General features: G+C 38.0%; 13 protein-coding genes. 11 read left to right on the top strand and 2 right to left on the bottom strand.

What is annotated here, in order from left to right; all coding sequences use genetic code 11:
- Positions 1–26 precede the first annotated feature (26 nt).
- Both BW961_RS28875 and BW961_RS28870 read right to left on the bottom strand, forming a co-directional pair.
- Positions 27–1,487, bottom strand: coding sequence for a recombinase family protein (locus tag BW961_RS28875; protein ID WP_082867417.1), 1,461 nt, complete (start codon positions 1,485–1,487; stop codon positions 27–29).
- Complete coding sequence (locus tag BW961_RS28870) at positions 1,488–2,159, bottom strand: LexA family protein (protein ID WP_068583825.1); 672 nt, start codon at positions 2,157–2,159, stop codon at positions 1,488–1,490.
- Between the two features lie 156 nt (positions 2,160–2,315).
- On the opposite strand from BW961_RS28870, the gene BW961_RS28865 reads away from it, so the two are divergent.
- The 11 genes from BW961_RS28865 (at position 2,316) to BW961_RS31680 (ending at position 7,592) form a co-directional block, all read left to right on the top strand.
- Entirely contained in the window at positions 2,316–2,552 is a 237-nt protein-coding gene (locus tag BW961_RS28865) for a helix-turn-helix domain-containing protein (protein WP_068583828.1), read from the top strand.
- A gap of 16 nt (positions 2,553–2,568) precedes the next feature.
- Positions 2,569–2,727 (top strand): hypothetical protein, encoded by a 159-nt coding sequence (locus BW961_RS30840; protein ID WP_156510114.1) that lies wholly within the window; start codon positions 2,569–2,571, stop codon positions 2,725–2,727.
- Between the two features lie 26 nt (positions 2,728–2,753).
- A complete protein-coding gene (locus BW961_RS28860) occupies positions 2,754–3,056 on the top strand; it encodes a hypothetical protein (RefSeq protein ID WP_244556095.1) in 303 nt (100 codons plus the stop codon).
- Positions 3,057–3,075: 19 nt separating this feature from the next.
- Complete coding sequence (locus tag BW961_RS28855; protein ID WP_068583835.1) at positions 3,076–3,270, top strand: hypothetical protein; 195 nt, start codon at positions 3,076–3,078, stop codon at positions 3,268–3,270.
- A 174-nt stretch (positions 3,271–3,444) separates the two neighbouring features.
- The gene (locus tag BW961_RS30990; RefSeq protein ID WP_068583839.1) at positions 3,445–4,158 is read left to right on the top strand and encodes a hypothetical protein; all 714 of its coding nucleotides are present in this window, start codon (positions 3,445–3,447) and stop codon (positions 4,156–4,158) included.
- An 11-nt stretch (positions 4,159–4,169) separates the two neighbouring features.
- Positions 4,170–4,532 carry a replicative helicase loader/inhibitor gene (locus BW961_RS28845; protein ID WP_068583845.1) on the top strand — a complete coding sequence of 121 codons (363 nt, stop codon included), beginning with the start codon at positions 4,170–4,172 and terminating at the stop codon, positions 4,530–4,532.
- A complete protein-coding gene (gene dnaB, locus BW961_RS28840; RefSeq protein ID WP_068583848.1) occupies positions 4,529–5,827 on the top strand; it encodes a replicative DNA helicase in 1,299 nt (432 codons plus the stop codon). The genes BW961_RS28845 and dnaB overlap by 4 nt, the downstream gene beginning before the upstream one ends.
- A 118-nt stretch (positions 5,828–5,945) precedes the next feature.
- The gene (locus BW961_RS28835; RefSeq protein WP_068583851.1) at positions 5,946–6,335 is read left to right on the top strand and encodes a hypothetical protein; all 390 of its coding nucleotides are present in this window, start codon (positions 5,946–5,948) and stop codon (positions 6,333–6,335) included.
- A 2-nt stretch (positions 6,336–6,337) separates the two neighbouring features.
- On the top strand, positions 6,338–7,045 hold the full coding sequence (locus BW961_RS28830; RefSeq protein WP_068583855.1) for a hypothetical protein: 708 nt from the start codon (positions 6,338–6,340) through the stop codon (positions 7,043–7,045).
- 54 nt (positions 7,046–7,099) lie between these two features.
- Positions 7,100–7,429, top strand: coding sequence for a DUF4406 domain-containing protein (locus tag BW961_RS28825; protein ID WP_211269758.1), 330 nt, complete (start codon positions 7,100–7,102; stop codon positions 7,427–7,429).
- A gap of 37 nt (positions 7,430–7,466) precedes the next feature.
- On the top strand, positions 7,467–7,592 hold the full coding sequence (locus BW961_RS31680) for a hypothetical protein (protein ID WP_280175235.1): 126 nt from the start codon (positions 7,467–7,469) through the stop codon (positions 7,590–7,592).
- Positions 7,593–7,924: the final 332 nt, after the last annotated feature.

Below are 7,924 nucleotides of genomic sequence, written 5' to 3'. Positions count from 1 at the left end.
GGATTACCGACGTTCCCCCTAGAGATTTAATCCCCGCGATAAATAACCTCTATATTACTACCATCAAAAACCTCTATAGAATGTATCATTTGCCTTATAGTTTGCTTCATTTTGAGCCTATCTCCAGACAATATTGCATTCAAATAATGATTTGCCTTTACACGTAATTCCTTTTCTCGTTGTTCAGCAATTTTTTCTTCTGATGCCTGTAAAAGGTTTTTTAGATATTCTCTTTCTGTATTAGCTGTGTCTGCTGCTAATTTAAGATCGTGTTTAGTTATTAAATCTTCGTTATAGGCTTCGATTTGTTTTTGAATCTTCTTATCTAACTTGTCTAGATTGTTTTTAATCTCTTCTTTATCTACTGAATTATTTTTAACTACAGAGATCAACCTTGGAGATCCGCTCGACATAGTAGCCAAGTCTTTTAATTCTTCGATTATTATATTTTCAATTGTGTCTCGATGTGCAAAGTGATGATAACAAATACTCTTTTTTAAGTATCCATCACACAGATATTGATAATGAATATTTTCTTTACCCAGTCGTTTAGAAAAGTTTTTATTCATTTTTCCATTCATTTTACTTTTACAATGGCCGCATATAACGAGACCAGAAAGGAGATATCGATCATCACTAACATGTCTGCCAATAAATTTTCTACCTTGAAATAATTGTCCTATCATTTCAAATGTTTCAGCATCAAGTATAGGTTCGTGATGATCTTCTATACGTATCCATTCCTCTTCGGGTCTTTTGATTACTTTATTGTCCTTTTTATAGGTTTTATTATAAATAAAATCGCCCTTAAGTGTTTCTCGTTGCAATAACTCTCTAAGGACTTTATCATGCCATTGGTTACCTTCTTTGGTTGTAACCTTCTCTACAAGGTTTAACCTCTTTACAATAGATCTGGCACCTTCTCCCTCCAATGTCCAAGCAGCCATTTTTTTAATTATGAGTGATTCCTCAATGTTAATGACGAGTTCTCCTTCAATGACGTCATACCCAAAACAAGGACGACTAATGACTTTTTTTGTGTTATTCGCTATAGACATCATATTGTTTCTTACATTTTCAGAGATACGCTCACGTTCAAACTCAGCTACCATCCCAAGCATTTGCAGAACCAGTCTCCCAGCAGGTGTTGATGTGTCGAATCCTTCGGTTGCAGAGACATAATTGAAATTGTATTTGTTAAAATATTCATTTAATTTTAAAATATCAAATAGCTTTCTTGATAGTCTATCTAACTTCGTTGTTATAACAATCCCACAGGATTCCGTCTTTACTCTTTCTAGTAACTTCGTTAATTCAGGTCGATTGATATTCTTTGCACTGTATCCATCGTCAATAAAGAGAATAGGTTCATCCCATCCCATTGCCTTACAATAAGCTACAGCTCTCTCTTGCTGCTCAAATAAGGAATTACCCTTTTCTGCCTGTTCCTCTGTACTTACTCTTATATATGCTAGCGCTAACATCATTCACTCTCCTAGTTTATCGTTGAATGGTTTGAAATGCCCCATATAAACACCACAAACGCTAATTTCATATGGGAAGTACTCTTTTGTTTGAAATTCATTGTTTGCAGGAATTAATTTTATTTTTGCATCGTCTCCTGACCAATGTATTTTTTTTAACATTCCTTCTTCATTGTCATTTACAAGAGCAGCAACGATCTGTCCGTTGTAATCAGCCCATTGAGCACGACGGAAGTAAACTATGTCGCCATTTTCAATTCCTGCGTCTCTCATACTGTCTCCTTTAACATGTAATGCATAATCTGGTTGCTTTTTATTTGGATATGGAAAGTAAACGTAATCCTCTATGTTTGAGTCTGCAAGTAAACCTTCACCAGCACAAATTGTTCCGATAAGTGGTATTCCATGTGACTGGTACCCTCCATTGTCCACGCCAGCTAAAGAAGATTGGATATCTTTGGCCTGTACATTAAGTGATTCAGCTAATAATTGAATGATACTCGGAGTCATTAATGTTTTTTCATTTATGTAATCAGATATAGCGCTAGTTGATATCCCTGTTAGCTCACTTAATTCCTTTTGGGTTAAACCTTTTCGTTTGATAATTTTTCGCAAGTTGATTGCGATGTCCTTCATTATCTCTCGTTCTACTTCAGTTATTCTTTTTCTAGACAAGTTAATTCTCCTTTTTACGAATATATTTCCTTCTTATCAAAGTGTATATCCGTATTATACGGATTTTATACACATTTGTAAATGAAATAATCCGAGGTTTGCGGTTGACAATCCGAGATTACCGGATTAATATTAATCACAGGAGGTGAAACTAACATGACATTCAAAATTACACTACGAGCCGCCAGGATCAATCGAGGTCTTACGTTGAAGGATGTTTCAGAGAAAACAAGTAGATGTACAGATACAATATCTAAGTATGAAGCTGATGCTACATATGTGCCCCATGATCTCATGGTAATGTTGCTCGAACTGTATGATGTGCCGTATATCCATATTTTTTTTGGTAATGAATCCGAGTTTCTCGGATTAAGGAAGAAGAAAATTTCATAAAGGGGGGGAGTATTCCTTGAAACAAAAACCAGAAATGAAGATTGTCAAACGTACAGTTGTAGATATGAATGGGAATTTACTAGGTCATGACCCAAAGGAATTCCCGATTCTAACTAATAAATGTAAAGCGTTTGTTTTACTTTTGGAAACAGGGAAAGAATACAAAGTGGTTTGAGGCTATTGCCTATAAGGAGAATGAAGATGAAAGTACCTACGGAATTAATTCAAGATCGCTACTGGCGCGGAACTCTGCATTTGTTTTCTAAACAAAGTAAACTACAGCAGCATTTCACTACTAAGTATTTTGATGTAGCTGAATGCACAATCGATTCCACAGGTTTAAAACGGATATCGAAATCTTGGAGTCCATCTGAACGTTTTATGTTGGCGTTGGCATTACATATGTATAACGACTTCAACAAGGTGAATATGTCCGACATGGATCTCTTGGATGATCAGAATAAGAACCTTGTGTTTGAAGCTCTACGGCTAAGATTTTCATAAGAAGGGAGGGAGACGTTGCATGAAGCAATCAACACCTCAGCAACGGACGATACGAGATCAATTAAACGAATTGTACCGTCAAAAGCCGGACAATCCTTCTGGCTCTATTAAATTACAAAACAAAATTAATAGGCTGCAAGAAAGACTGAAGCTGATCGATCAAAGAGAGATTTCAAATTCTAGGCATAAAAAAAGACCACGCGTAGAGGCGTGATCGGCTTGAAAAAATTAATTACGTTTATTTTATCACAAAATTTATAGTTCGGAAAGACTTCTACTATTCACACCATGCTGGAGACGTTTTAAACACAACTATTATAATTTCTTGGAACTTCATAGAATTTCTCGGAAATTATCAGAAAGGTGTGGAAGAGAAAGGAAGAGTTGAATGGCTGAAAAGCGAATGATTTCAAAAGTAATATCTATTTCGGAGAAAGTTAATAATCTTCCAGATGTTTTTGATATCTTGCTGTTCACATGGATGATTCCTCATACAGATGACTTTGGACGAATGGCAGGATCACCCGGAAAGGTGAAAGCTTTAGTGGTTCCAATGCTGGATAAGACAAAGGCTGATGTACAAGCCTCCTTAGAACGTTTGGATAAAGAAGGGCTGATATTTTGGTATGAAGTTGATGGCGAAAGAATAGTTCAAATCATTAATTTTGAGAAACATCAACAGGGTTTACAAAAGAGAACTACTTCTAAATTCCCTGAACTTCCTAGAACTTCTGAGAACTTCACAAAAATTCCCTCTGAACTAAAGAGAACTGAACTAAAGAGAACTGAACTAAAGGGAACTGAAGAGAAGGGAATAGAAGAGAACATAACTGAAAAGACAGCTATCTCCACTTGGATCAATTTATACAAAATTAAATGCAAAGGCATTTACGAATTAGAACGAGCGGAATCATTCATTGGAATTTTAGAAATCCAGTTAATAGAGCTCATCATGAAAAGGTCGGAAGGTAAATCTATTCCATACTTCGAGTCAATAGCAAAAGAGAGCGTCCAAGAAGGGATTTACACTTTGGATGCTTGGAACTTGAAAAATAGTAAAAAGTCTGATGATGGGCGTTTAGATTTCATGAAGGACATTTAGGAGGGTAGCACATGCAAAGGGACGAGGCTAAAAAGGTATTTGCAAAGCTAGCATCTTGTTATCCGAATTGGAAAGTAGATAAGACTATTGCTGAAAATTGGATAGATGAACTTGAAACTGAAGACGCAGAGAATGCCTGGGCGAATGTGAAAGAGTACATACGTACAGAAAGGTATGCTCCAACTCTTTCAGACGTTATCAAGTCTAATGCAAATCTAGCAGCCGAGCGAGAAAAGGAACGAACTAGGAAAGCACTTCAAGATCAGGACAAGTTGCGTGAGAGCTTACCCAGAGAAACACCTTGGGTACGTGAAGGAATAAGTCGTGGAGACTGGATGAAGAAGGTTATAGAGGAAAATAGGGTTAAAGGATGAGTTACTACAGCATAGAAGCCGAACAAGCTGTATTGGGTGCAATTCTTATTTCACCTGACCTGATCTACGAGACAACCGCGGTTGAAGATGATTTCTACTACGAACCTAATCAAATTATATATAAATCTATGATTCAACTAAAAGAAGAAGAGAAAAAGGTAGATGTGGTTTCTCTCTCATCAAACTTAGGAGAAGAGTTACATGTTATCGGTGGCATCAAATATCTAGTAGAGCTGAGTCAATCAGTTCCTTCCATTTCAGATTTCGGATCATACGAGCGTATCGTGAAAGAAAAGTTTGTCATCCGTCACGGTATGGAATCTATTAAAAAAATATATAGCAACGGTAATGATAATCCAAAGGAATTTATCTCCGAGCTAGTTGGAGTTACTGAGGAACTAAGTGATCGGTTCAGAACTGATGATGGTTTTACGCATATTGGAGAAGGCCTTATTGAACATTCCGAAATATTGCAAGATAAAAAGTACGGTAGCAAACCACTTGGAGTGAGTACGGTCGGAACTGACTTGGACCTCATAACTGGCAAGTGGCAGAATCAAACTCTTAACATTCTCGCCGCTCGTCCATCGGTAGGTAAGACAGCAGCAATGCTTAATAATGCTGTTAAGAACGGTAAAGAAGGCATGACGGTCGCTATATTCAGCCTAGAACAGCCCAAGCAACAACTACTTGATCGAATGATTTCGGCTGAATGTAATATCGATGGAAGTCGCATTAAAAGTGGACAATTGCACGATGAGGAATGGGTTAAGTATACGATCGGGCTATCGATTCTATCGGAGCTTAATATTTACATCGATGATCGTCCAGGGTTAAGTATTCAGGAGATCCGTGCTTCTGTTCGTAAATTGAAAAAGAATAATCCGGAACTGATCGTATACATTGATTATCTCCAATTGATAAACGGCGGAAAAAGTTATACAAATCGTAACCGAAATGATGAAGTTGGTTATGTCAGTAATAGTTTGAAGCAGATGTCAAGAGAGAACGATTGTCCAGTCATAGCATTAGCACAGCTTAGTAGGGGCGTAGAGCAACGCCAGGACAAGCGTCCAATGATGAGTGATCTAAGAGAGTCGGGAAATATTGAGCAGGATGCAGACACCATATCATTCCTCTACCGCGACGATTACTACAATGCAGGGACTGATAAAAAAAACATTATTGAAATAATAGTCGCTAAAAATCGTGAAGGACAAACAGGGACAGCAGAAATGGTTAACCTGAGGAATTACAGTAAATTCCTCGACTACGATTACAGACCAACTCGGTAAAGTTGATAGATTTGGAAAGGGGAATAGAGAATGAATCCTTTCTCCAAGGACCGAGCACCACCACATCTAAGTGTTGAACCGAGATCATAAATAAAAATATAGAAACGGAGCGATATACATGAAAACAAATATTAATATCGGAACTTTAGCTGGAGGAGCTGTAGGGGAACGCTTAAACATTGAACTCCAAAAGGTAGCGGAGAACATCTTGGACCCAAATACAGAATGGAAAAAGGCTCGTAAAGTGACACTTACAATCACGCTTAAACCGGATGAAGAAAGAGAAATCGCTCTTGTTGGTGTAGATGTTAAAACAACTCCTGCTCCAGCGCACGGAATAGCTACTAAGCTAATCTTTGGTGTTGAGGGTAACGGAAATGTAGTAGCAGCGGAACTAGCATCCGGCATGAAAGATCAGATGATGATCGACAATGATGGCGATATAGCGGACGACAAAGGCAACAAAGTGTCTTATCTAGAACGCAAACAATCACAAGGGGGCAACTAATTATGATTAAAACTGCATTGCAATACCTTATCGGACTTGGAAACCAAGAAACTATGGAAATTAACGGTCAGAAATTTTCTAACCAACCACTTAATCTTCTTAGAAAACCAACACCTTCAGCATTGACAGTACGTAGTCTATCCGGTTTTGTAGATTACCTAAAATCCAATTATGATTCTCCAGGATCATTGATGGTCCACGTAGAGAGCCCAACAAAAGTATCAGCATTTAGTTCTTTCAATGAGGATCTAGCAAGACATAACTATATCGAAGCTGAAGCGTTACTTCCATCAATACGGTTTGGGAACTGGACAGATGTTGAGGAATTTAACATCATGCTGCAATCTTTATTCGTTCCTAACGAAGATCGCGCTTCTCTACTCAAGGTAGTGGGCAACGTGAAGGAAGATGCAGTACAGAATATTAGTGACGATGGAATTTCTCAGCAAGTTACTGCAAAGACCGGGGTTGCCACAGTTTCAGCCGTAACCGTTCCTAATCCGGTCACTCTTTTCCCATACCGCACTTTTGTAGAAGTTCAGCAACCAGAGTCTCTATTTGTATTCCGAATGAAAACTGGACCTGCTGCGGCATTATTCGAAGCAGATGGTGGAGCTTGGAAAGTGGAAGCTATGGACACGATCAGAGGATATCTGCAGGAACAGCTTAAAGAAGAAATCGAATCAGGCAAGATCGTACTTATTGCATAACAAATCAGATTGGGGCGGCTTCGGCTGCCCTATCCTATGAGGAGATATAACAATATGATCGTTTACATTTCCGGACCCATGACAGGAATTGAAGAATTTAATTATCCTCTATTCAATAGCACGGCAAAAACACTAAGAGAGCAAGGACACGAAGTTATAAACCCAGCAGAGATAACACCATTAGAGGCTACTTGGAACGGATTTATGAGAGCAGACATAAAAGCGCTTATGGATGCGGATACCGTACTACTACTTCCGGGATGGGAAAAGTCGAACGGTGCGAATGCTGAATTTTACCTTGCAGAATTGCTAGATATGAAAATTTATAAGTTCGAATCGGACATCGAACTTAATGGTGCATTGGAATGGAATGAAGTAGTTTAGTCTCATTCAGATAGTTGAGGAAGGGAGACAGTCAAACATGTGGATCACGTACGAATGTGAGAATGACGAATGTCGTCGTAAGTTTGCTGTAGAGGACGATCTAGAAGAGCCAGCGTGCCCAGAGTATTCAGGCACAAACTGCAAAGAGATGAATGCGCAGTAGACACAAAAAACGACATAAGGAGGGTTAAAAATGTTTGATTCTAAAAAATAAAATGCTGATGCGATTGTATGTCCTCATTGTGAAAAAGTTCATGGAGATGATTACATTGAGGTTGGTGATATGAGTGGTGACTTTGAAATGGAATGCGAAAAATGTGGTGAAACTTTCAAAGTCGATTTTTATAGTGTTTTTTGGTTCAAAACAGAAAAGAAGTAGTGTTATATTCCGAAGAAACTATGATACTTAACTGAATAGGGAGATTACATTGATGAATATGGTTTTGATAGTCGGAATATTAAAAACAATTTTAGGAATAGCTATGGTTTATTGTT

Source organism: Paenibacillus macquariensis (genome assembly GCF_900156375.1).
Taxonomy (GTDB): Bacteria; Bacillota; Bacilli; order Paenibacillales; family Paenibacillaceae; genus Paenibacillus_AQ; species Paenibacillus_AQ macquariensis.
Note: the sequence above shows the minus strand (reverse complement) of the source record. Positions and strands in the feature narration are given on the sequence as shown.